At 73.9% G+C, this 23,977-nt stretch carries 14 protein-coding genes and 2 pseudogenes; 7 read left to right on the top strand and 9 right to left on the bottom strand.

Annotation, left to right across the window (positions count from 1 at the left end; genetic code table 11):
* The first annotated feature begins 40 nt into the window (after positions 1 to 40).
* A complete protein-coding gene (locus RKD20_RS22905) occupies positions 41 to 4,462 on the top strand; it encodes a PAS domain-containing protein (RefSeq protein ID WP_424879356.1) in 4,422 nt (1,473 codons plus the stop codon).
* A 222-nt stretch (positions 4,463 to 4,684) separates the two neighbouring features.
* On the opposite strand, the gene RKD20_RS22900 is transcribed toward RKD20_RS22905, so the two are convergent.
* Entirely contained in the window at positions 4,685 to 5,269 is a 585-nt protein-coding gene (locus RKD20_RS22900) for a TetR family transcriptional regulator (RefSeq protein WP_424879355.1), read from the bottom strand.
* A 132-nt stretch (positions 5,270 to 5,401) separates the two neighbouring features.
* Between RKD20_RS22900 and RKD20_RS22895 the strand changes: the two genes are divergently transcribed.
* Positions 5,402 to 6,595 carry an MFS transporter gene (locus tag RKD20_RS22895; RefSeq protein ID WP_424879354.1) on the top strand — a complete coding sequence of 398 codons (1,194 nt, stop codon included), beginning with the start codon at positions 5,402 to 5,404 and terminating at the stop codon, positions 6,593 to 6,595.
* 131 nt (positions 6,596 to 6,726) lie between these two features.
* Here the strand turns inward: RKD20_RS22895 and RKD20_RS22890 are convergent, their stop codons facing one another.
* The 6 genes and pseudogenes from RKD20_RS22890 to RKD20_RS22865 form a co-directional block, all read right to left on the bottom strand.
* A complete protein-coding gene (locus RKD20_RS22890) occupies positions 6,727 to 8,373 on the bottom strand; it encodes a long-chain fatty acid--CoA ligase (RefSeq protein WP_424883293.1) in 1,647 nt (548 codons plus the stop codon).
* Between the two features lie 155 nt (positions 8,374 to 8,528).
* A complete protein-coding gene (locus RKD20_RS22885) occupies positions 8,529 to 9,086 on the bottom strand; it encodes a SigE family RNA polymerase sigma factor (protein ID WP_424879353.1) in 558 nt (185 codons plus the stop codon).
* Positions 9,087 to 9,231: 145 nt separating this feature from the next.
* Positions 9,232 to 10,399: pseudogene (locus tag RKD20_RS22880) on the bottom strand (lipid-transfer protein).
* Positions 10,380 to 10,798, bottom strand: a pseudogene (locus tag RKD20_RS22875) (MaoC family dehydratase). The pseudogenes RKD20_RS22880 and RKD20_RS22875 overlap by 20 nt, the downstream one beginning before the upstream one ends.
* Positions 10,795 to 11,805, bottom strand: coding sequence for a bifunctional MaoC family dehydratase N-terminal/OB-fold nucleic acid binding domain-containing protein (locus tag RKD20_RS22870; protein WP_424879352.1), 1,011 nt, complete (start codon positions 11,803 to 11,805; stop codon positions 10,795 to 10,797). Before RKD20_RS22870 ends, RKD20_RS22875 begins: the two are co-directional and overlap by 4 nt.
* Before the next feature lie 667 nt (positions 11,806 to 12,472).
* Entirely contained in the window at positions 12,473 to 12,787 is a 315-nt protein-coding gene (locus tag RKD20_RS22865) for a hypothetical protein (RefSeq protein WP_424879351.1), read from the bottom strand.
* Positions 12,788 to 13,134: 347 nt separating this feature from the next.
* Here RKD20_RS22865 and RKD20_RS22860 point away from each other — a divergent pair, with 347 nt between their 5' ends.
* Positions 13,135 to 14,007, top strand: coding sequence for a bifunctional DNA primase/polymerase (locus RKD20_RS22860; protein ID WP_424879350.1), 873 nt, complete (start codon positions 13,135 to 13,137; stop codon positions 14,005 to 14,007).
* 105 nt (positions 14,008 to 14,112) lie between these two features.
* Here the strand turns inward: RKD20_RS22860 and RKD20_RS22855 are convergent, their stop codons facing one another.
* Entirely contained in the window at positions 14,113 to 14,955 is an 843-nt protein-coding gene (locus RKD20_RS22855; RefSeq protein WP_424879349.1) for an aminoglycoside N(3)-acetyltransferase, read from the bottom strand.
* Positions 14,952 to 16,115 (bottom strand): hypothetical protein, encoded by a 1,164-nt coding sequence (locus RKD20_RS22850; protein WP_424879348.1) that lies wholly within the window; start codon positions 16,113 to 16,115, stop codon positions 14,952 to 14,954. The genes RKD20_RS22855 and RKD20_RS22850 overlap by 4 nt, the downstream gene beginning before the upstream one ends.
* Positions 16,116 to 16,243: 128 nt before the next feature.
* Between RKD20_RS22850 and RKD20_RS22845 the strand changes: the two genes are divergently transcribed.
* From RKD20_RS22845 to RKD20_RS22830, 4 genes are all read left to right on the top strand, one after another.
* The gene (locus RKD20_RS22845; protein ID WP_424879347.1) at positions 16,244 to 18,706 is read left to right on the top strand and encodes a large ATP-binding protein; all 2,463 of its coding nucleotides are present in this window, start codon (positions 16,244 to 16,246) and stop codon (positions 18,704 to 18,706) included.
* 144 nt (positions 18,707 to 18,850) lie between these two features.
* Positions 18,851 to 19,810, top strand: coding sequence for an AAA family ATPase (locus tag RKD20_RS22840; protein WP_424879346.1), 960 nt, complete (start codon positions 18,851 to 18,853; stop codon positions 19,808 to 19,810).
* Positions 19,807 to 21,033: a hypothetical protein gene (locus tag RKD20_RS22835; RefSeq protein ID WP_424879345.1), complete on the top strand. Its 1,227-nt coding sequence runs from the start codon at positions 19,807 to 19,809 to the stop codon at positions 21,031 to 21,033. The genes RKD20_RS22840 and RKD20_RS22835 overlap by 4 nt, the downstream gene beginning before the upstream one ends.
* Positions 21,030 to 23,957 (top strand): hypothetical protein, encoded by a 2,928-nt coding sequence (locus tag RKD20_RS22830; protein ID WP_424879344.1) that lies wholly within the window; start codon positions 21,030 to 21,032, stop codon positions 23,955 to 23,957. The genes RKD20_RS22835 and RKD20_RS22830 overlap by 4 nt, the downstream gene beginning before the upstream one ends.
* Positions 23,958 to 23,977: the final 20 nt, after the last annotated feature.

Raw genomic sequence — 23,977 nt, 5'->3', positions numbered from 1 at the left:
GAGCGGTCGGCAAGGTGCGGTAACAGGGAGGAAGCGTCTCGTGAGCAGCAGGCCATCCCGAGGCGCTGCTCGCCTCGCAGCCATACTCGACGCGCTTCCCGACGCGTTGGTGCTGGTCAACGCCAATGGGACCGTCGTCAACGCCAACACCATCGCCCTGGAGGCGTTCGAGGCGCCGGGGACGGCTCTCGTGGGGCGGGGGCTGCTCGATCTGCTGCCGCAGTTCGACTCGCGGCTCATCCCGGGCTCCATGCGGCGGCCCGACCACATGGACCCGCGCGGGCGGACCAAGCCGACCCGGATGGTGGCGCGCAGGACCGACGGCACCGAGTTCCCCGTCGAGGTCACCAGCGCCAACCTGGAGAACGGCCAGCAGGCCTACGACGGTTACGGCTACAGCGGCGACGAGCTGCTCATGCTCGTCGTACGGGATCTGACGGGGACCGTCGACACCGAGGCCGAGCTGGCCCGTTCGCAGCGGCAGACCGAGATGATCCTGCGGGCCGCCTCGGAGGGTGTCGTCGGGACCGACACCGACGGGCGGATCGTGCTCGTCAACCCGGCGGCCGCCCAGATACTGGGTTACCGGGCCAGCGACCTCGGCGGCCGCGAGCTCCACGACCTCATCCTGCACTCCCGCGCCGACGGCACCCCCTTCGCGTACGAGGAGTCCCCGCTCGCCGACACCCTGCGCTCCGGGCGCAAGCACCGGGTGCGCGGGCAGGTGCTGTGGTCGAAGAAGGGTGAGAAGGTCCCGGTCGACCTGACGACCGCGCCCGTGCGCGACGGCGACCAGCTCGTCGGCGCCGTGCTCACCTTCACCGACCGGCGGCCCTACGACGCCCTCGCCGACGAGAAGTCCACCGCGGAGAAGGCCCACGCGGAGGAGCTGGAGCGGCTGGAGGAGGAGCACGCCTCCGAACTCACCGCGCTGCGCCAGAAGCACATCACCGAGCTGGAGGAGCTCCAGGAGCGGCACGACGAGGAGATCGCCTCCGGCGAGGAGCGGTACGCCGCGCTCGGGGAGCGCGAGAAGGACCGGTACGAGGCCCTGGCCGGCCGGCACGACCAGCTCCTCACCCTGCTCGGGCGTTCCCTGCGCGGACCCCTCGACGAACTGCGCCGCGAACTGTCCGCGCTCGCCGCCGACGACGCCGGACAGCTGTGGCCCGAGGCCAACCAGGTCCTGCACCACCTCTCGGCCGGCTACTCCCGCATCACGCACCTCATCGACAACGTCCTCGGCTACCAGCGCCTCGACGCGGGCGCCGACGACATCGTCCGTACGAACGTCATGCTCGACGCGGTCGTCGCCGCCGGTGTGGACGGTGCGGTCGAGCTCATCGGGCCGGGGCGCGTCCAGTTCGCCGTGCACGCGCCGCCCATCGAGGCCGAGGTCGACGCCCAGCGCCTCGCGACCGCGCTCGCGCACCTCATCGCGGACGTGGCCGGGGTCGACGCGACCGGGAACTCTCCCGTGTCCGCGGGCGGTTACATGGACAACACGGTCGTGGTGGCGGCCGCGCAGCGCGGCGAGGGCGTACGCATCGAGGTGCGCGGGCCGTACGCCGGGGGAGACCCGGTGCACGAGCCGATCGTGCGCGGGATCGTGCGCGCCCACGGCGGTGTGCTCCAGACGCACGAAGTGCCCGGCATGAGCGGCAGCGCGTACGTCCTCGAAGTGCCCATCGGCGGTGGGGCGGGGGCCGTCGCGGTTCCCGGTCCGGCCGCGCTGGAGGCGGGCCCCCAGGAGGGCGCCCCCGTGGAGACCGCCCCTGCCGAGGGCGGCGGACGGCGGCGGGCCCGGCGCTCCTCCACCGACTCCTTCCTCGACGCCGACGTCCCCTCCGGAACCTCCGGGACCTCCGGGACCTCCGGGACCGACGAGTCCGTCCCGCCCACCGGGCGACGCAGGCGGCGGGCGGCGGGCGAGCAGGAACAGGCCGTGTCCGTACCGGCGCAGGCCTCCGGTGACGACGGGGACGGCTCCGGCGGTACGGGACGGCGCCGCGGGCGGCCCGCCGAAGGTGCCGAGGCCGCCGAAGCCGGTGTGGCCGAGGGTGCCGTGGTGATGGCCTCCGAGCACGGCGCCGGTTCGGCGGCCGTGGGCACCGGTCTGGGCGGGACCGTGCCGCCGCAGGGCGTGCCCGTGCCGGCCGGGGGCCGGGCCCGGCACGACGGCGGCGAACAGCACGCGCTGCCGGCGGCGTTGCCCGCGGGCGGTTCCGCCGAAGGGGGCGGCCGGCCGCAGGGGCAGCTCGAGATCGCCGGGCAGGGTCCGTCCGGCGACGGCACACCGCAGCAGGACGGGCGCCGACGGCGTGCCCTCGCGGCCGCGTCGGAGCGCGCGGCGGCTCAGGAGGCCGCCCCCCGCTCGGTGTTCGCCCTCCCGCCCGCCGACGCGGACCGACCGGCCGACGGCACGGACCCGGCGGGGCCGGCGGGACTGGCCCAGGTACAGGCCCAGGCACCGGTCCCGGGCCCGGCTCAGGCGCAGGTGCAAGTCCCGGGCCAGGTCGCGGGACAGGCGCACCTTCCTGGACAGGTGCCGGTGCCCGGGCAGGGCCAGATTCCTGGACAGCTGCCGGGCCAGGTTCCGGCACCGGGTCACGCCCAGGTCCCTGCCAACGCGCAGGTGCCCGGCCCGATCCAGGCCCCGGGGCAGGCCCCGGCCGCCCCCGTTCCCGCCAACGGCCTCGTGCAGCACCACCCCGCCGACGTTCACGGCGACGAGGGTCGGCACGACGCCGTGCCGCACGACCAGGCCGACGACCACACCCCGCCGCAGCCGCACCCCACCAACGCGCCGACGGGCCGCCGTCGACGCGCCGTGGCCCAGCCCGCTGAGGCGACGGCCAGTACCGCGCAGGAGGTCCCTGTCCAGGCCGGACACGGTGTCCAGGCAGCCCTCCCCGGCGCGGTGCCGTCGGCCCCGTTCCCGGGTGTGCCCGTGCAGAACGCGACCGGACAGGCCGGCCTGATCCCGCAGGCCGTGCCCACTCCGGCCTCGCCGCTCCCAGCGGCCCCGGCCCAGCCCGTACCGGCCCCCGGTCTGCCCCTGCCCGCCGAGGCACCACAGCCGCAAGCAACGGCACAAGCACCGGCCGCGCCTGCTTCCCAGCCCTGGCCCGGCAGCCACGACGCCTCCGGGGCCGACATCCCCGTACCGGCGAACGGCGCCGCCACCGCCGTACCCCCGAACCAGCCCGCGCCCCAGCACGCGCAGGTCCCCGAAGCCGGTCAGCCCACTCCGCCGCCCGGCACGCCGCAGGCGGCGCAGCCGCTGCCCGCCGAAGCCGCGGTGGCACCCGCCGCGCCCGTCGACCCGAACTCCACGCAGGGCCGGGCGTTCAGCGTGCGGACCCTCGGTCAGGGGGTTCCGTTCACCCGGCAGGCGGTCCAGGTGCAGCAGCCGGGGACGGCCACGCCTCCCCCGCACCAGTCCGGTGGGTCGGGACGGCGGCGCAAGCTCGGCACCCGGCCCGATCCCGTGGCCGCCGCGGCCCCGGAGCCGGGGACGCGTCCGGCGGCCGAGCAGGCCGTGTCCGCACCGGCACAGGCACCGCAGCCGTCGCCGGCCGGGCAGTCGCGGCTCGCGCACGCCACCGAGGCGGCCGGGCGGTCCTACGCCATAGGGGCACCGGACGAGAACGCCGCCGAGGGGCCCGAGCCGTTGGACGGTCCCGGTGGGGCCGTCGAGATCCCGGACACCCCGCGGCCGCAGCCGATGGACGACGAACTGCCCCCGGAGCCGCTGGACAACCCGCGGCGGCTGCTGGTGTGGCCCGCGCCGGACGTGACGACCCAGCAGGCGCTCAGCGACCGCGGGTACCGGCCGGTCATCGTGCAGTCGCGCGAGGAGGTCGACGCACAGATCGCGGCCTTCCCCGCCGCGCTGTTCGTGGACCCGCTGACCGGGCCGATCACGCGGACCGCGCTCCAGTCGCTCAGGCAGGCGGCGGTGGCGTCCGAGGTGCCGATCATGGTGACCGCCGGGCTCGGACAGGCCTCACGGGAGGCGGCGTACGGCGCCGATCCCGCCGTCCTGCTGAAGGCGCTGGCGCCGCGGGACAGCGAGCAGCACCCGCCGCGCGTGCTGCTGATCGAGGAGCACGCCGAGATCGCGCTGGCGCTGACCGCGACGCTGGAGCGGCGGGGGATGCAGGTCGCGCGGGCCGCGAGCGACGCCGACGCGGTGACGCTGGCGGGACAGCTCAGGCCGAACCTCGTCGTGATGGACCTCATGCAGGTGCACCGGCGGCGGGCCGGGATCGTGGACTGGCTGCGGGCGAACGGGCAGCTGAACCGGACGCCGTTGGTCGTGTACACGGCTGCCGTGGATCAGGCGGATCTGCCTCGGCTGGCTTCCGGGGAGACGGTTCTCTTCCTTGCCGAGCGGTCGACGAGTGCGGAGGTTCAGGCGCGGATCGTGGATCTGCTGGCCAGGATCGGGACGAACTGAGGGCGCCATTCGACTGAGGGTGTCGCCCGACTGAGAGTGTCGTCCGGCTGAGGGTGCTGTCCGGCCGAGGGTGCTGTCCGAGGTGCCGCGGTATGCCGTCCGGCGGCTGCGGCGCCGTCCTGGCTTGTCGCGCAGTTCCCCGCGCCCCTGAAGGCCTCCGCGTGCCCCTGAAAACCTGCCCGCGCCCCCGACTACCTCTCCCTCGCCCCTGCGTATCTCTCCCTACTTGGCCACCAGTCGCCGTGCCGCCTCCTTCACCGACGCCCGTAGCCGCTCCCGGTCCGTCGGCTCGCCGCCCACCAGGATCCGCTTCATCTGCGGGACCACCGCCGCCCAGTTGGCCACCGCGATCAGCAGGAACAGCAGGTCACGTGCCGGTACGGCATCCGTGACGACCCCGCGGTCCTGACCGTCCTGAAGGGTGGCGACCTTCGCACGGTAGTGCTCCTGGCGTTCGGCCTCGTCGGGGAGTTCGGTGGTGGCGCCGTACTCCAGCCCCTCCCAGAAGAGCAGCCGCAGGACCTCCGGGTGAGCCTCGTGGTAGTCCATGAGGCGGTCGATCCAGCTCTCGATGTCGTCCGAGTCGACCGGGACGGCGACCGCGAGATCGAGCATGACCTTGCCCAGGACCTTCGTGAACAGCTCCGCCTTGTTGCCGAAGTAGGCGTAGATCAGCTGTTTGTTGGCCTTGGCCTCGGTCGCGATGCGGTCGATGCGGGCGCCCGCGATGCCGTGCCGGGCGAACTCGGCGACCGCCGCCTCGAAGATCCGTGCCCTGGTCGCTTCGGGGTCTCTTGCTGCTGCCATGGGGCCAGGGTAGGCGCACCGAGGGAGGTAACCAACTATTTGGTTGACAGGGAATCGGCGGGCCTCCCACACTGTTGCACTGTTCCAACCAACCAGTTAGTTGTGGGAACTGACTCGAAGGAGTCCCCGGTCATGCCGCCAGCAACCGTCACCACCGGACGGTCCACGCAGGTCCCCGCCGAGCGCGCGGGCTCGCTGCTCCTCACCCTCATCGCCGTCTGCACCGCCGTCACGGCCGCCAACATCTACCTCGCGGCCCCGCTGCTCCCCCTCATCGCCCGCGACTACGGCTCGACCCCCTCCGCGGTGGCCTGGGTCGCCTCGGTCGCGCAGTTCGGCTACGCGGCGGGCCTGCTCTTCTTCGCGCCGCTGGGCGACCGGGTGAACCGGCGGCGCCTGGTCGCCGCTCTCTCGCTCGTGACCACCGCGGCCCTGACCGCCGCCGCGCTCGCCACCGGCACCACCGCCCTGGCGGCCGCCGTCCTGGTCGCCTCCGCGGCCACCGTCGTCCCCCAGCTGCTGGTCCCGCTGGTCGCCCAGCGGGCCCCCGCCGACCACCGGGCCCGCCATGTCGCGGCGGTCATCGCGGGCCTGTTCACGGGGATCGTCGCGGCCCGGGTGCTCGGCGGGCTGATCGGACAGGCCTTCGGCTGGCGGACGGTGTTCGTGGGCGCGGCCGCCCTCACGGCCGTCCTCGGGCTCGCGACGGCGTACGCCCTGCCGGCGGAACACACGCGCCGCACCGGCCCGCTCTTCTCGGGCCTGACCGCCCTGCCGTCCGTCGTGCGCCGCTCGCCCGACCTGTGGCGCGCGTGCGTGCGGCAAGCGGGGATGTACGGCGCCTGGAGCGCGCTGTGGACCTCGCTGGCCATCCTGCTGACCGGCCCGTCCTACGGCCTGTCGACCGCGACCGCCGGGCTCTTCGGCCTCTTCGGGCTGACCGCGAGCGTTGTGGCGCCGCTGGCCGGGGGGTTCGTGGACCGCTTCGGCGCCGCCACGGTCGTACGGTCGGCGTATCTGCTCGCGGCCGTGTCGGTGCCGCTGTTCTGGCTCGGCGGGCACGCGCTGTGGGCGCTGTTCGTCGCGGCGATCGCCGTCCACGCGGCCCTGGTCGCCTCCCACGTCGCCAACCAGACCCTCGCCCTGACGACGACCTCGACCCCGGCCACCGCCAACACGGCGTACGTCGTGGCCGGTTTCGCCGGCGGCGCGACGGCGTCGGCGCTCGCCGGTTCGGCCTTCGGTTGGTGGGGCTGGGGCGGGGTGTGCGCGGTGGCGGGCGTGTGGCTGGCGTTGGGATGGGCTGCCACGTCGGTACGGCGGTGACGGTTGCCGTACGGCCGGGCGATCGGCGTGGGGAGCCCTACGGCCCTCGGCTGTGACGTCGGCCGGTCTCACCGTCGATCAGGGCCCCGGGTCCGCCCGGGACGCCCTGATCGCCGTATCCCTCGTGCCTCTCAGAGCTGGGTGACGTCCAGCTCCCCCTCCGCGTACCGCTTGCGGAGCACCTTTTTATCGAACTTGCCGACGCTCGTCTTCGGAACCGCCTCGACGATCGACCAGCGCTCCGGGAGCTGCCACCTGGCGATCCTGCAGACGTCGCTCGCGAGGAAGGCGCGCAGGGACTCGAAGTCGGCGGTGGAGCCCTCCTTGAGGACGACCGTGGCGAGGGGACGCTCGCCCCACTTGTCGTCGGGGACGGCGACGACCGCGGCCTCGGTGACGTCCGGGTGGGACATCAGGGCGTTCTCCAGCTCGACCGAGGAGATCCACTCGCCGCCGGACTTGATGACGTCCTTGGCGCGGTCGGTGAGGGTGAGGAAGCCGTCGGCCGAGATCGTGCCGACGTCGCCCGTCTTCAGCCAGCCGTCCTCGCTGAACTTGTCGGCGGGGCGCAAGGGTTCGGCGTCCGGGCCGTTGTAGTAGGCGCCGGCGATCCAGGGGCCGCGGACCTCCAGTTCGCCCGCGGACTCGCCGTCCCAGGGCAGGCGCTCGCCGCCGGGGCCGGTGAGGCGGGCCTCGACGCCGCTCGGGAAGCGGCCCTGGGTGAGGCGGTACGCGAACTCCTCGGGCGTGCCGACCACATGGGCCGGCGGGCGCGCGACGGTGCCGAGCGGGGAGGTCTCCGTCATGCCCCAGGCGTGGCAGACCCGCATGCCCAGCTTGTCGAAGGCCTCCATCAGGGAGGGCGGACAGGCCGAGCCGCCGATGGTGACCTGGGTGAGGGAGGAGACGTCACGGGGCTTGGCGGTGAGCTCGCCGAGCAGGCCCTGCCAGATGGTCGGGACCGCGGCCGCGTGGGTCGGCCTCTCGCGCTCGATCATCTCGGCGAGGGGGGCGGGCTGCAGGAAGCGGTCCGGCATCAGCATGTTGACGCCGGTCATGAAGGTGGCGTGCGGCAGGCCCCAGGCGTTGACGTGGAACTGGGGGACGACCACGAGCGAGGTGTCCTGGTCGGTCAGGCCCATCGACTGGGCCATGTTGACCTGCATGGAGTGCAGATAGATCGAACGGTGGCTGTAGACCACGCCCTTGGGGTCGCCCGTGGTGCCGGAGGTGTAGCACATGGAGGCGGCCCGGCGCTCGTCCAGCTCGGGCCAGTCGTACGTGGTGGGCTTGCCGGCGATGAGGTCCTCGTACTCGTGCACGCGCGCGTGGGTGCCGTCGAGGAGTGTGCGGTCGCCGGGACCTGAGACCACCACGTGCTCGACCGTCTTGAGGTGCGGGAGCAGCGGGGCGAGCAGGGGGAGCAGCGAGCCGTTGGCGATGACGACCCGGTCGGCGGCGTGGCCCACGATGAAGGTCAGCTGGTCGGCCGGGAGGCGCAGGTTGAGGGTGTGCAGGACCGCGCCCATGGAGGGGATGGCGAAGTAGGCCTCGACATGCTCGGCGTTGTTCCACATGAGGGTCGCCACGCGCTCGTCCTCGACGACCCCGAGGTCCTCGCGCAGGGCGTGCGCCAGCTGGGCGGCGCGGGCGCCGACCTCGGCGAAGGAGCGGCGGTGGGGCTCCGGCTCGCCGGTCCAGGTGGTCACCTCTGAGGTGCCGTGGATCGACGACCCGTGGGTCAGGATCCTGGAGATCAGCAGCGGTACGTCCTGCATGGTGCTCAGCACGGCGTCCTCCCGGGGGCGACATTGCCTACGCGGTAGTAAGGGATGCGCCGATTCTGCGCACATACCGCGCGGTATGTCACTAGAGCCGGGCGATCGATCACGTCACGTTGTGCTCACAACGGACGGGCCGCCCGCTCGGTTCCCTACCGGGCGAGCACCAGCTCGGGGTCCTCGCGGAGCTTGCCCAGCGCCCGTGACACCGCCGACTTCACGGTCCCGACGGAGACCCCGAGCACCTCGGCCGTCTGCACCTCGCTGAGGTCCTCGTAGTACCTGAGGACGACCATCGCCCGCTGCCGGGCGGGCAGCTTCATGATCGCCCGCCACATGGCGTCGTGCAGGGCCTGCTGCTCGGCGGGGTCGTCGTCGCCGGGCACGGGGTCGGGCTCGGGGATCTCGTCGGTCGCGAACTCGTCGACCTTGCGCTTGCGCCACTGCGAGGTGCGCGTGTTCAGCAGGGCGCGGCGCACATAGCCGTCGATGGCCCGGTGGTCCTCGATGCGCTCCCAGGCGACGTAGGTCTTGGTCAGGGCGGTCTGCAGCAGGTCCTCGGCGTCGCTCGGGTTCGCGGTCAGCGAACGGGCGGTACGCAGCAGCACCGGCTGGCGGGCCTTCACGTACGAGGCGAACGAGGGGTACGCGAGGGTCTGCGTCGCCGGTACGGCGGCCTTCGAAGCGCTGGTGCAGACGGGTGTGGTCATGGCTCCACGCTAGATTCGCGACCGTCGCCGCTCATCGGCCACAGGTCCCGAAGCGGACTCCCCCTCAGGTTGTAGAGGTGGGGCTGACTGCACCTCCTGAAGGTGGACAAGGAGGGTACGTCTACTGCGGGATCACCCCTGGGGGCTACCCGTCCGCGGTGAGCACCAGCCCGGACGTGGGCACCCCCGTCCCCGCCGTCACCAGTACGCGTCCCGCCTCCGGTACCTGGTTCACGGCCGTCCCCCGCAGTTGTCGTACGGCTTCCGCGATGCCGTTCATCCCGTGGAGGTAGGCCTCGCCCAGTTGGCCGCCGTGGGTGTTGAGGGGGAGCGCGGCCCGGCGTACGAAGTCCGCGGCCTCGCCCCGGGCGCAGAAGCCGAACTCCTCCAGCTGCATCAGGACGAACGGGGGTGAAGTGGTCGTACAGGATCGCCACGTCGATGTCCTCGGGGGCCAGGCCCGAGGTCCGCCACAGCTGGCGGGCGACGACGTTCATCTCGGGGAGGCCGGTGAGGTCGTCGCGGTAGAAGCTGGTCATCTGTTCCTGGGCACGGCCCGCGCCCTGGGCGGCCGCCGCGACGACGGCGGGCCGCTGGGGGAGGTCACGCGCGCGTGCGAGGGAGGTGACGACGACCGCCTGGCCGCCGTCGGTCTCCTGGCAGCAGTCCAGGAGCCTGAGCGGCTCGACGATCCAGCGGGAGGCCGCGTGGTCTTCGAGGGTGATGGGGCGGCCGTGGAACCAGGCGGCCGGGTTGGTGGCCGCGTACGCGCGGCCGGTCACCGCCACCTGCCCGAAGGCCTCCGGGGTGAGACCGTGGGTGTGCAGATAGCGCTGGGCGGCCATCGCCACCCAGGAGGCCGGGGTGAGCAGGCCGAAGGGGAGGGGCCAGCCGAGGGCGGCTCCCTCGGCGGAGGGCTCGCGGTGCTGGACGCCGGAGCCGAAGCGGCGGCCGGAGCGCTCGTTGAAGGCGCGGTAGCAGACCACTACGTCGGCCACCCCCGCCGCGATCGCGAGCGCCGCCTGCTGGACGGTCGCGCAGGCCGCGCCACCGCCGTAGTGGACGCGGGAGAAGAAGGACAGCTCGCCGATCCCGCAGGCCTGGGCGACGGTGATCTCCGGGCTGGTGTCCATGGTGAACGTGACCATGCCGTCCACGTCGGCCGCCGTGAGCCCCGCGTCGTCGAGCGCCGCGCGGACCGCCTCGGCGGCCAGGCGCAGTTCGCTGCGGCCGGAGTCCTTGGAGAACTCCGTGGCCCCGATGCCGGCGATCGCGGCCAGGCCGCCGAGCCGGTCACGCGCGCGTGTGCTCATTCGGTGTCCCTTCGGCGTCTCTCAGCGAGAAGGTGACCGTCCCCGTCACGTGGTTGCCGATGCGGTTGGTCCCCACGATCCGGACGGTCGCGGTGGCGCGCCTTCTACGGTCTCCACTCTTCCGTTCAACACCATGGTGTCGCCGGGGTAGTTGGGGGCGCCCAGCCGGATGGCCACCTTCTTGAGCACGGTCCGCGGGCCGAAGTGGTCGGTGATGTAGCGCCCGACCAGGCCGTTCGTCGTCAGGATGTTCATGAAGATGTCCGGGGAGCCCTTGTGGCGGGCCGACTCCGGGTCGTGGTGCACGTCCTGGTAGTCCCGGGAGGCGACCGCACCCGCGACGATCAGCGTGCGGGTGATCGGGATCTCGAGGGGCGGCAGCTCGTCGCCGGTCCTCATACGGCGGCCTCCTCGCCGACGACGGCTTCCTCGGCGGCGCGGAAGACCGGAAGGGTGAGCTCACCGTCGTACACCTGGAAGACGAGCCGCACCGGCATCCCGATCCGCACCTTGTCGTACGGCGTCCCGACCATGTTGCTGATGATCCGCACACCCTCCGCGAGCTCGACGAGTACGACGGCGTAGGGAGGGTCGAAGGCCGGGAAGGGCGGGTGGTGCATGACGACGTACGAGTAGACGGTGCCCTCTCCGCTCGCCTCGACCGTGTCCCAGTCGGGGCCTCCGCAGTGCGCGCAGCCCGGCAGCCACGGGAAGCGGAGGGCCGCGCAGGCGGTGCAGCGCTGGATGAGCAGCCGGTGCCGCTCGACGCCCCCCCAGAAGCCGGCGTTGTCGCGGTTGACGACGGGGCGGGGCCGGGGAGGGGTCTTCTTCGCCCGTGCGGGCGCGTACTTGAGGATGCGGAAGCGATGGGTGCCGACGAGGGTTTCGCCCACGCGGACGTCGGTACGGGTCGTGACGAAGTGGCCGGTGCCGAGCTTGGTGGTCTTGCGGTCGGAGACCGACTCGATGACCGTGTCGAAGGTGATCTCGTCGCCGGGGCGCAACGGCCGGAGATACTCCTGCTCGCAGTCGGTGGCGACGACCGAGGTGCAGCCCGACGCGTCGAGGAGGGCGAGGAGTTCGTCGTACGCCTGGGCACGGCCGGTGTGTCCGCCCCGGGCCCCCGGGCCGCCCAGGCCGCCCATCGTCCAGGCCTGGAGCATGGTGGGCGGGGCGATGGCCTCCGGGCCGGTGTAGGCCGGGTTGGTGTCGCCCAGGGCTTCGCACCAGTGCCGGATCATGGGGAGGTTGACGGGGTCCTTGCCGGTGGCTGAGACGGCGGCGGGGTGCCCTTCGTAGGACTTGAGGCGGGTCGACAGGTCGTGTGCCGGGTGCGTCGGATGCGTCGGGGCGTCGGGATCGCGGGCCTCCGGTGGGGCAGGCGGGGTCTCCGGATCGTCGGCCATGACGGCAACCTCCTTGTCCGCAAGATTTCCTGACTGTCCGTCAGATACGGTGCGGTGTCAAGGCTGTTGCCGGGTGCGCGGAGACGCTGTTGCGGGCGGGACGAAGACGGGTTCGTGGCGGACCTGGAGGTCCCCGTGGTGCACCCGCGACGGCTCCTGCATACCGTCCGCGGACGGCCCGCGAGGACCCCGCGTGGCATCCGCGAGGACGGTCTCGCCGCGGCAGGACATCCCCGCACTACGGCCGCGAACGCTCCGTCACGGCGTCCGCGAACACGGCTTCGCCGCACGCCTGAACAGACCCGCGTCACGCACAGCCGCCCCTCAACGCGTCCGTGTACGTTCCCTCACCGCGTCCACGAACAGGTCTCGCCGTCGGCGCGAACACGCCGGCTTGGCCGGCACGACACAGTCTCACCACGCATCCCAACACCCGGCACACGACCTGTCGACCCGCCTCAAGTCCTACGAAGGACACCCCGCCGCGCACCCGAACCCCGCCCACACCACACCCTCCCCTCGCCCCACCCGCGAGATCCCCCCGCCCCACCGAAGCTGCCCCCCGCCCCCGCGAACACGCTGCGCGGCGGCGCCGAAGCACCGCCGCGCGGACGTGTCCCACCCCATGCAGCACACCCCCCGACGAGGGCCGGTCAGCCCTCGTGGATCACCACCACAGGGGGGTGAAGTCGACGGACGTGTTGTTGTTCCCCTGGTTGACGGCCGTGAACGCGGAGCCGTTGACCTGGGCCGTGTTGCTCTGGTTCGACGCCCCGGAGCCGACGGCGCTCTGCTGCCCGGTGGACGAGTTGCCCTTGTTGTCGTGTCCGACACCGCTGCCCACGATGCTCGCGACACCCGCGTTCGATCCGTCGTCCGCGAAGCCGCCGTTGTCCGCCGCCGCGACGCCGGTGAAGAGTGCGGCGGCGAGCGGGAGGGCGGAGACGGCGGCGATGACGCGAGCGGAACGGATGCTTGCCATGGTGTTTCCTCCAGAACCCGGCCTGTGACCGGTAGTACGTCAAGTGAGGCTGTTTTCAGGGCAGTTGGCCGACCGCCCCGATGCTGTGCACGACGTCGCGAGATCAGAGTTGCCCACCGAATCCCCGGCGAACCAGAGCGGAAGGGGTTATTCCCCCTGAAGCGTGAGGACAAGTCGATAAACCCCTTTCGCGACTTCGGGCAGCAGGACAGGACGATCCGGACTCTTGATCGTCAAGCGGGACAACAGAGGAAGCGTTCCGCCACCTTTCCGGCCAATCCACGGACCTCGGCGCGTCGCACCCGCCACCCCTTCCCTTTTTCGAACACACGTACGAACATGGAGGCATGGCCACCACAGACCGGCAGGCCACGACGCTGGCCCTCGCACACGCCCTGTCAGCCGCAGAACGCGGGCTGGCCGTCATCCCCCTGTCCCGCACCAAGCTCCCCGCCCTGCGCTCCCCCCACCGCGAAGACGACTCCCTGACCACCCCCTGCCACGGCGAGTGCGGCGCGTTCGGCCACGGGGTCTACGACGCCTCGACCGACCCCGTCCGCATCCGTGAGCTCTTCGCGGCGGCCCCCTGGGCCACGGGCTACGGCATCGCGTGCGGCCTGCCGCCCCACCATCTGATCGGCGTCGACCTGGACACCAAGTCGGGCACGGACTCCTCGGCGGCCCTGCGCGAACTGGCCCTGCGCCACCTCTTCACGATCCCCGACACGGTCGTCGTCCTGACCCCGAGCGGCGGCCGCCACCTCTGGCTGACCGGGCCGCCCGACGCAGCCGTTCCCAACTCGGCCGGCCGCCTCGCCCCCGGCATCGACATCCGAGGCGCCGGCGGCTACCTCGTCGGCCCCGGCTCCCGCACCGACCACGGCACGTACACGACGGCTCCCGGCACCGCCCACCTCGCCCCCGCGGCCTGCCCGTCGGCCCTGCTGCGCCTGCTCCTGCCCCCGCCACGCCCCACCCACCCCGCGACCCATCCCTCGGCCGGCGACCAGGGACAGGGTCTGGTCCAGTTCGTCCTCGCCGCCCACGAGGGCCAGCGCAACACCCGCCTCTTCTGGGCCGCCTGCCGCGCCTACGAGAACGGCATCGGCCCGGCACTGGTCGCGCCACTGGTGGACGCGGCCCTCAACGCGGGTCTCACGGAACGGGAGGCACGCGCCACGATCGCTTCGGCGGCTCGGATGACGGGGCACCGGCCTTGACGAGCCCGCGGACGCGCGCACGGGGTTACGGGCAGCCCCGCCGACACCGCTCCGACCCACCGCAGGCGTCGCCGTGAGCGTCGCGATCCCGCCTCACGCCGCCCGCTACTCGCCCGGGCTCCACCTCGACCGGTGTTCGACCAACCACTTCGACGCGTACGCCACCGCCGGAGCCAGGTCGAACAGGCGGCAGTCGGCCGCGCCCACCGGGCCCCGGGCCACCGGACGTTCGGGCAGTGACTCGTAGGCGTCGCCCAGCGCCGGGAAGTCCGACGCGTCGAAGTCCACGTCGCGGTAACGGTGCCAGCGCCTTCCCGAACCGTCGGCGACCGCACAGCCGTACTCCCGGCTGCGCCGGCCCGGCACGCGGTACTCGGACAGGTGGAAGGCCGTGCAGACGGAGTAGCCCACGCCCAGCAGCAGGACGCGGGCGTCGGCTTCCTCCAGCCGGGCGAGGGGGGATTCCTCGCCGAGGTGGCAGTTCAGGTCGTGTCCGGCGGTGATCCGCGCGGCGCCCGGCCCCAGGGCGGCGAACGAACTCTGCGGATGACTGCTGCGCAGTGCGCCGGGCCGGGTGCGGACCTCCTCCGGCAGGACGCCGACCCCGTAGCTCGGGGTCCGCCCCGGATCGAACGCGGGCAGGGTGGCCCGCAGCCGCGGCCACTGCGACGGCGGCACGGCGCACCCCCGTGTGACCGGCCAGCGCGACGGGTCGGAGTTGTCGGGGGTCTGGGTATAGACCACGAGCGTGCCGTCCGCACCGAGCGCGTCCAGGAGCGCGTCGACGACCGCCCCGGCACCACCGCGCACCCACCCGACAGCGCTCAGGGACGCGTGCACCAGCACGGTGTCGCCGGGCCGGATGCCCAACGCCCTCAGCTGCGAGCCCAGTTCCTCCGGACCGAGGGAGCCGGACGGGCCGACGGGAGGGGCGGCACGGACGGTCAACGCAGCGCTCCCTCGAAGACGTCGGCGGCTCTGTACGGGTCGACGCCCGAGACGCCGGTGACCATGCGCAGCCGCTCGTGCGACACATCGGTGATCCGGCGCAGTTCCTCCGGCGGCAACGCGGTCCACAGCAGCCGCAGGTCGTGGCGGGCGGCGGAGGCCAGGGTTCTGCCCTGCGAGCTCCTGCCGTCCCGGAATGCACGCAGTCCGATGTCCCCGCCCCTGGCCATGGTGTACGGCGGTACCGAGTGCCGGGACAGCACCAGCGCCCCGGGACCGGCGCCCCCCTCCGGCCCGGACGCGAACAGGCGTCGTACGTCGTGGAAGTGACGCTCCTGGAGACCGCCGATGTCGATCACCGTGGCGTTCTCCGGGGCCGGGCTGCCCTCCTGGAGAGCGAGCGGGACCGTGGCGCGGTCGTGCACCAGAACGTGCGCGGCCGCGTACCGCAGCGTCTGCTCGTCGGCGGTGGCACCGCCCTTGCCGCCGAGCCGCTCCAGGACGTGGGCGCGGCGGGCAGGCGTCAGCGTCCGCACCAGATCGTCCAGCGCGGTGACGACACCGGGCGACGGAAGGGTGTCGTAGAGCCCGAAACGGCCCGGCGCCAGGGACGACAGGAGCCGGCCGAGACAGCGGGCCAGCAGGTCCGTCTCCTCGGCCACGGCGGACCCGGACAGACCGTTGACCCGGCAGCCGAGGGATCCGGCCAGCACGATCTGGAGGTGCGGGGCGCGGCGCCCCGCCTCGGTCAGCCGGGACGCCATGCGTACGGCCGGGAGGACATAGCTGAGCGCCCTGAGCGGGATCGTGGTGCTGGCGCCGTACACGACCCGCAGCACCAGCGGGGCACGGACGGCCTCGCCGACGGTCCGCAGCAGCGGGGCGACGCCGTGCCGGGGCAGGCCCTGGACGTAACCCGAGCGTCTGGCCTCGGCGCCGATGACCGCGCTCAGCAGGCGGGGGCGCAGCCGGTTGACCTCACTCGTCTGCTGTGCGTCGGTGCATGACGGAAGGGTGTTCAGCAGGCCGCGGACATCGGCGTCGGTCAGGAGCCGGGGTTCCTTGCCAGGTCCCAGGACAGGCACCCCCCGCATGATGGCAGTGAGCAGATTCGCCTGCTTCTTTCCCAGGGGCTGCGCCCCGTCGGACACGTTGGGCATTCTACCTGACAATTCGCCAATAAAGCCTGAATAGTTACGAGTTGATGGCCTGGATTGTGCCACGTCCGGTCGCTTGGGCTCGTGCGAAACTGGAAACCAGGTACGCAAGCCACATACCGGGGGATGAGATGGTGCCGGTGTACCGCTATGCCGTCAGCTATGCGCACGGCAGGGACGAGGCCTGGGTCGCGAGATTCCTGGACGAGCTGAGACGGCGTCTGGACGCGGCGGACGGGCCGCGGTTCCGTCGCCTCGTGCCACCGGCCGCCCCGGCCGGCGGACGGGACGAGGGGTCGTACGGCGTCGGGACGGCGGACATCGTGCTGGCCCTGTGCAGTCCCGCGTACTTCAACGAGGGTCCGGCCCAGCGGGACTGGGCGGTCCTGGCGCTGCGCCGGAGTCTGGGGCAGGCCCGGACCGGCGTCGCCCCACAGCTCGCCCTGCCCCTGGTCTGGGAGCCGGTCGACCGGCGGCTGCCGGAGCCGGTCGCGACGGCCGACGTCCTCTCGGCGGGCCGGCCCGCCGAGTACCGCTCGCTCGGGCTGGCGCTGCTGACCATGCAGGCCGCGCGGTACCGCGTGGCGTGGGACCGGGTGCTCGACGCGATCGTGGCCCGCATGACCGCGATGGCCACGGCCGGCGCGGCGGCACCCGAGCTGGACGACGGGTTGGCCGCGGAGGCCCCCGACGCGCTGTCGGCCGACGACGCGGCCTTCACCGAGCGGTTCCGCAAGGAGGTGACCCCGGTCCTGCCCGCCCTGCCGGTCGCCCGCACCATGAGCGTCCTAGACGGCTCCGGGGGCGCCCCCGGTACGGCGCCGGACAGGGGCGACCCGCCCCCGGACCAGGCCCTGGCCGTGGCACTGGCCGCCGAGCTGCTGCCGGAGCTGGGCCGACGGATCCTCCTCGTCGGCCCGCCTGGAGCCGGCCACACCACCGAACTCGCACGCCTCGTCGGCCGGGCACTGGACGACGGGACGCCGGGACACCCGAGAGCGGACCGCGCACCCGGGCAGCCCAGCGCACCCCGGCCGTGGAACGACGATGCCGTGACCGGGCGCTCCCGTGCGGTGCCGAGGTCGGCCGGGGTGGGGTGGGCGCCCTGGGGGTGCCGGATACCGTTCGTGCTGTCGGCGCGGTCGGGGGCGTTGCCCCGGCTGGACGGGATGGTGCCGACGCTCGCTCCGCTCGCGGCCGCGCAGGAGCCGGCCGGCTGGGCCGCCCGCCAACTGCGGTCCGGGCGCGCCTTCCTGGCCGTCGACGACCTGGACGCGGTACCCGAGGGCAACCGGGCCGCCGTATGGGAGTGGCTGCTGCATCTGCTGGAGACCCACCCCCGGGCGCCCTGCGTCATCGCCACGAACGGCACCGGCGTGCCGTGGTCCCGACTCGGGGACGCCTTCCGGGTCGTGGGCCTCAGGCCCCTGGCCCCGGATGACACCCGCGCTCTCCTGAACGCCCGCGCGGCGGCGTCCCCCGGGGATCGGCAGGCCCTCGACGTGCTGCTGCGGAGGTTCGACACCGATCCCCTGCTCGTCGGTGTCGCCGACCGCCCGGCCGCCGCCGTGGCGCTGCTGCGGGCGGCCGGCTCCGTCGGCCGGCCGGAACGGGCCCCCCGGCACCGGCTGCTGCGCGCCGCCGTCTCCGTGGCGTGGCGCAGACCGCGCGAGGAGACAACCGCCCCTCCCGTGCCCGGCCTCGCCGCGAACCAGGTACCCGACAGCGTGCTGCGGGCGGCCTCCGGTCGGCTGGCCGTCGCCGCCCTCGGACTGGACTGCTCCCGCATCCAGGTGCGGACCGCGCTGAGCGCCCTGCGGGAGCCCGGCATCTCCCACTCCGCCTCGTCCGAGCGGCTGCTGGCCGCGCTCGCGGACCGCGCGGGCGTGGTGTTCCGACCCGGACCCGACACCGTGGCCTTCCCGAACCCCGAGGTCAGGACTTTCCTGGCGGCACACCACCTGGCGCACGCGCCCGGCACCGACACCGACGAGCTGCTCCGCGCTCACCCGTCCGCCGAACTCGGGGAGCTGCTAAGCCAGTTGCGTGCCGTCGAGACCGGCACCGGCACCGTCCGCAGCGTCCTGGCGACGCCGGGAGGCCCGCCGCGCCGGCTGTCGCCCGGCAGCCCGCCGCCGCGCCCCGCCGTACGGCGCGCGGACGTACGGTCGTCCGACGAGCTGCGGGCCCTTCTCCTGGCTGGTACCGCCGTACCCGAACTGCGCTGCTCCGGAGCGGTGGACGGGCTGGCCGAGGCGCTGCCGCGACTGCCCGGGCTGCGCTCGCTGGTCCTCTCGGACGACCCCTCGCTCGCCGCCCTGCCCGAACTGGCCGGATGCTCCTCACTGAGGTCGGTCCGGGTGCTGCGCTGCCCGAACCTGCGGGATCTGACGGCGCTGGAATCCTCGTCGGTCATGTTCCTCGACATCGACCCGTGGCCGAACCTGCCCGTACCGGACGACCTGCGCCGCACGCGCTGGCTGAGCCGCGTGGACCTGGTGACCCGCGGCCCGCGACCCCGCCCGGCCGCTGTTCCGGCCCAGCTCGGCGCGGTGTTCCCGGAGATCCGGATACGGCGCCGGCTGCACGGCTGACGGCCTGGCAGGTGCCGCCGTTCTCCCGGGAGTACCACGCTGTCGGACAGATTCGCCGGCGGAGTAGTGACCGTACGCACCATGGGGAAGAGTGCAACGGGGTGCGGTCGCCGACGCCGTGGGCCGACGATGGGGGACAGTGGCTTGATCAAGCTTTTCGACCCGACCGAGGAGACGAACCGGCCCGCGCGGTCGGACAGCACGCCCACCAGCGGCGCCACGGCCACGAGCGGCGGCACGGCCGCAGGTCGCGGCACGGCCCCAGGTGGCGGCACGGCCCGCCTCGACGAGCAGGTCTACCTCTTCGACGACCGGACCGTCCTGGCCGTCAACGTCGCGCTGGCGTCCGGCCGTCCGCTGCTCGTGCTCGGGCCGCCGGGCTCCGGGAAGTCCGCGCTCGCGCCGAACGTGGCCCGGCTGATGCGCTTCCGCTACTACGCGGAGGTGGTCACCGCCCGCACCGAACCGCACGACCTGCTCTGGCGCGAGGAGGCGTTCCGCCAGCTCAACGACGCCACGCAGGGCACGCTCCAGGATCCCGGTTCGCGGGCCTACTTCCGGCCGGGCCCCCTGTGGAAGGCGCTCGATCCGGCCATGGACGAGGAGGGACCGCCGGCCCTGCGCGACCGGCCCGCGGTGGTGCTCATCGACGAGATCGACAAGGCCGACCCCGATGTCCCGGACGCCCTGCTCGATCCGCTCAACAACCTCCGTTTCGTGGGCCCGGACCGCCGGACGGTGACGGCGGCCGAGGACGCGGGCGCACCCCTGGTGGTGATCACGAGCAACGAGGAGCGGGAGCTGTCCACCGCCTTCCTGCGCCGCTGCATCCTGCTGCGCCTGCGGCCACCGGGCCGCGAACACCTCCTGAAGGTCGCCCGCTTGCACATGGGGGACGACTACGACGAGGCGCTCACCCTGGAGTTGGCCGACATGTTCGAGAACGAGTCGGTGGCCGCCCGCCCCGCGGCGAGCACCGCCGAGTTCCTGGACACCCTGCGCGCCTGCCGCCAGATGAACCTGACGGCCGACTCGCCGGAATGGCGTGCCGTCGCCGACCTCGCCATGGTGAAGGGCTCCCCCGACCCCGCCGCCTCCCCATGAACCCGGGGAGCCCGGCCCGGCTCGGCGACCTGCTGCGGACGGCCCGCGCGCTGCGGGTGTCCGACCCGGCCGACCTGACCATGCTGGCGGCGGCCCTGGGACTCGCACTTCCCTCCGCCGGCCCCGCCCCGGCCGCACCCACGCACGTGCCGCCCGACGGTCCCGGCCGCCGTGCCTCGGGCACCACGCGACCCTCCCGAAACGGGGCTACGACCGCTCGCGCGAACCGCTCACCGGCCGGCACCGGATCCGGCCGGGCCGACGCCGCGGCCGTACCGCCCGACAGCACACGGCGCCCCGGTCCGGAAGGCGCAGCGCCGTCCCACCAGGGCTCGGCGCCGAATCACCAGGACCCTGCCTCCGCCCCCACCGGCGCGGGCGAGCAGGCCCCTGCCCCGGCCCACCGCACGGCCACCGGCGGTTCCCTGCTCCTCGTCCGTGCCGCGAGTCCGGCGGCGGCCGGGGAGGCGGAATCTCCGCTGTGGCGGGATGCCGCTCCTTACGGCTCCGGGGACGACGGGCCCGAGGAACTGCTCGGCCGTACCGAGGCGTTCGACGTACCCTGGCCGACCGCTCTGCCCAGGCCCGCCCCGCCGTGGAACCCGCGGACCGAGCGGGCCGTGTTCCTCGCGGTGGCCAGTACGTACGCGACCGGACGCGCGGTCGACCACCTCCGGCTGGTGGACCTGGTCGTGCGCCGTCTCGCCGGTGGCCGGGCCGCCCGGCCGCGGGTGCCCTACCGGCAGCGGTCCACCACCCGGGCCGGAGCGCTGCTGCTGCTCGACCGCGGCGAGTCGATGCGGCCCTTCCGGCACGATCAGGAATGGATCGTCCGGCTCGCCGCCCGCGTCCTGCCGCCGGGCGGGCTGCGCGTCCTGGACCTGCGCATCGCGCAGGGTGCCAGCCGCGACCGGGGGCGCACCTGGGAGCCCCACCCGGTGCCTCCGCACGGGCAGCCCGTGCTCCTGCTGTCCGACCTCGGGCACCTCCAGCCTCCGCTGCCCGGCCGCCACCACTCCTCGCCGACGAGCTGGCTGCCGTATCTGCGCCGGCTGCGCGAAGCGGGCAGCCCCGTCGTCTGCATCACCCCGTATCCCGCCGAGGAGTACCCGCAGGCCGTACGGCAGACCGTCACGCTGGTCCCGCTGGACCGCCGGGTGTCCGTACGGCTCGCGCAGGCCGCCGCCCGCCGGGATCCGCGGCGGGCCGGGCAGCGGCGATGACGGCGGCACCCGAACGCGGTGGGGCGTACCGGCTGATCGCGGAACAGCGCCGGCACCAGCCCGACGTGCTGCGGCTGGCCCGGTCGTTGTGCCTGGCCGCCCAGGCCGAGCCGTACTTCCTGCGCGGCGCCCGGCTTCGGTTCGCCCCGGACAGCAGCACCGGCCTGGAGGCCAGGCTGTGCTTCTCACCTCTGGTGGAGGCCGCCGACAGCAGTGCCCTGGTGCTGTACCCGGAGGTGAGCGCGGAACTGCGGCGACAGCTGTACGACCACGATCCGGACCTGCTCGGCTCGGTCCGTGACTTCACCCGGGCCGCCCATCGCTGCGCGCCGCCCCTGGTCCGCGGATTCGAGGAACTGCTGTGGTCGGCGACGGTCGGTCCGCCGCTCTCCGAGGCGGGTATCGAGCGGATCCTGACCCCGCTCTTCCGGCAGGTGCTCGCCGAGGGGGGCACGGGGGCCGAGGCCGGCCGCTGGATCCTGCGTTTCCTTCCCCGGCTGCCGGAAGCCGTACGGGAGTCGCCGCCGGCCTGGCGGTTGCAGGTGATGGCGGCGGAGCGGCTGGGCATGGAACCGCCGCGCGCTCTGGTCACCCGGGCCGACGCCGACGAGATCCGGACGGTGCGGGCGCTGGTGCACACCGAGGTGGACATCGGAGTGCGGGCCGTGGCGGACGGCCTGGTCCTCAGCCGACCACCGGAGCGGGGCGCGCTGGTCTGTGGGGCGAGCGGGGCGGGCCGGGTCCGGCTACGGCTGCGCGGCGCGCTGCCCGGCGCGCGGTGGCACGAACTGGACCTGCACGAGGGCGAGCACACCGCCCTGAACGTGAGCGTGGCCGCCGAGGCGCGCACGGACGGCACGCTGCTGGCCGCGCAGGCTGAGCTGGGCGGCACTCTGCTGTGCGCGCGGGCGGGCCACCGGGCGGCGGCCGCGACGACCGCGGACGGCCGGACCATGCTGCGGATCGACGACGGCGAGTCCGTGCTCCCGGTCGAACTGCCCGACCAGCCGCGGCTGCTCGCGGTCGCCGATGCCGGGCCCGCGGCGACGGCGGTGGTGAGCGGCAAGGGGCTGCACGTGGTGACGACGGCTGTGGACGGAACAGCCGACGCCGTCCTGCACCCGCTGTCGGTACAGCCGACGGCCGTGGGCTGGTCCCGTACGGCGGAACGCGGCGTGCTGTGCCTGGCCGCGGGCGACGAGGTCCTGCTCGTCGACGACGGCGATCCCGACCGGATCCTGCGCGCACTGCCGCATCCGGCCCCGGTGGTGCGGCTGTGGTGCTCGGTCCGGGCGGGCCTGGTGGCCGCGGCGGACGCGAGCGGCGGCGTGACGGTCCACCGCCTGGCCTCGGACCGGGACAGCGAGGTCGGCCGGTGGCGGCCGGGGGCGGGGGTCACCGCTCTGTGCGGCGATCCCTGGTCGGGAGCGGTGGTGTGGGGGGCGGCGGACGGGCGGGTGTACGGGGTGGGGGGTGATGCGGTCGGGGCGGTCTCCACAACGGACGCCGGCTCTGGCTCTGGTTCTGGCTCTGGCTCTGGCTCTGACCCCGCCTCCGGCTATGGCTCCGCCGCCGGCAGCGCGGCCGGTGCCGTCGAGGTGCTGGGCGTGCTGCCGGCGCCGGCGACCTCTCTCGCGCTGCTTCCCGAGGCCGGACTGGTGGTGGCCGCGGACGGGGGTGACCGGCTGCTGCGGCTGCCCTGGCCGGGGGGCGGGACGGCCGGCGCGGTGCCCATGCCGTTCCGGGTACGGGAGGTCCATCCCGCGGCGGGCGGGCTGCTGCTGGTGTCGGGGCACGGCGGTGAGGTGGAGATCCGCGCGGAGGACGGCCGGAGCCGGCTGCTCACCCCGGGGCCCGTGCCCTCCCCACCGGACGAGACGGAACCGGACTGGCTCCGGGACAGTGTCGGGGTGGTGCTGCCGGCGCGGAACACCGTGCTGCCGCCCGGGATCCGGCGCTGGGGCATCGGACACGTCTGCCTGCCGGCCGCCCTGCCGCCGGACTCGGCGGAGTTCGCCGCGCTGCTGACGCGGGCCCGCGAGCTGGGGCTGCGGGTGCTGGCGGAACTGGCACCCCCGGGCGAGGACGCCCCGTACGGCGAACTGCTCAGGCGGGCCTACGACCTGCTGGAGGAACCGATCGACGGCCTCCGGCTCAGCGACACGCACCGGTGGCCCGCCCCCCTGCTCACCCGCCTGCGCCACCTGCTGGACGCCTATCCCCGGACGGCGATCGTCACGACGGCCACGCACCTGACGCCCTCCGGCTCCCCCTTCGGCACCGGGCACCTCTCCCTGGGTCCGCCGCCGGAGACCGCGAACGCCCCGGAACCGTCTCCGGAATCCGAGCCGCACCCCGAGTCCGCGACCCCCGCCGCGCCGCTCCCGCCGTACCGCCCCTGGGTCCTCCCGGACGGGCTCCCGCGCCCGCAGGTGGGCCTGCTGCTGGCGCTCCCGGGGTGTCATGAGGTCCCCGCCTCGGTTCTGGCTCCGGACGGCCGGTCGGTCTCGACGCTACGGCCGTTGCTCGCGGCGCGCGCCGGACAGCTCGCGTTGCGCCACGGAGGGGTCGAGCGGGTGCCCACCGGAGTCGCCGGCGTGACCGCCGTCCGCAGGGACCACGCGGGGCAGACCGTCATGTGTCTGACGAGCACGGCCGGTGCACCGGTCACCGCCCGGGTGGCCCTGCCCGAGGCGACCGCCGGGACCGAGCTGGTCGAGATCGCCCATGACCACCCTGACGGCTCCGGGCCCCCTGACCACCCGCCGACCGCGCCGCCACGGATCCTGCGGCCGACCTCCGCCGGCCTGGTCACGGTCGAGCTCGACGTCGGCGGGACCCGCTGGTTCCGGGTCCGCGCGGACGCCCACCCGCCCCCGGACGAGCCCGAGCCCATGGATCCCTTCGCCCCGACCGCCCGCTGACACGACACGGCCCCCTACGA

The organism is Streptomyces sp. SLBN-8D4, from assembly GCF_049739545.1.
Taxonomy (GTDB): Bacteria; Actinomycetota; Actinomycetes; order Streptomycetales; family Streptomycetaceae; genus Streptomyces; species Streptomyces canus_C.
The sequence above is the reverse complement of the archived record's forward strand: the minus strand, read 5'-3'. Positions and strand labels throughout refer to the sequence as shown.